Raw genomic sequence first — 480 nt, 5'->3', positions numbered from 1 at the left:
GTCCCGGCCCGGGTGCCCACGTTCCTCCCCACGGCTTGCGGCAGGCGGGGGACGGGCAACATGGGCGCGATGCGGATGTTGGGGTGGGGAGTGCTGGTGCTGAGCACGGCGTGTGGCGCGTCCCGGCCCGCGGTGACGAAGGCGGAAGCCGGCACGGGGGGCTCGGGCTCCGCCGAGGCGGGCCTTGCGTCCACCACGCGGCGCTACGTGGACGAGGACCTGGGCTTCGAAATCATCCGGCCCACGGCGGAGTGGCAGCTGGACGAGACGAACGAGCGCACTCCGGAGGGGCTCGCCATCCCGGTCATCCTGCGCCACCGCGTGTCGGGGGCCCAGGTGGTGCTGCAGGTGGCGCCCGGCGTGGCCACGCCCACCCAGTTCGCCGAGCGGCTGACGCAGGGCCTGCGCCAGCAGCCGGGCTTCACCACCACGGACGTGCAGCCTATCGCGCTGTCGGACAACGCGGTGGGGTTCGACTTC

The 480-nt window shown here is 73.5% G+C and carries 1 protein-coding gene; it reads left to right on the top strand.

Annotated elements, in window-relative coordinates; genetic code table 11:
• Nucleotides 1–60: 60 nt before the first annotated feature.
• A partial coding sequence (locus tag D7V93_RS43955; protein WP_120648748.1) for a hypothetical protein occupies nt 61–480 on the top strand: 420 nt, incomplete at its 3' end.

The organism is Corallococcus llansteffanensis, assembly GCF_003612055.1.
Lineage (GTDB): Bacteria > Myxococcota > Myxococcia > Myxococcales > Myxococcaceae > Corallococcus > Corallococcus llansteffanensis.
The sequence above is the reverse complement of the archived record's forward strand: the minus strand, read 5'-3'. Positions and strand labels throughout refer to the sequence as shown.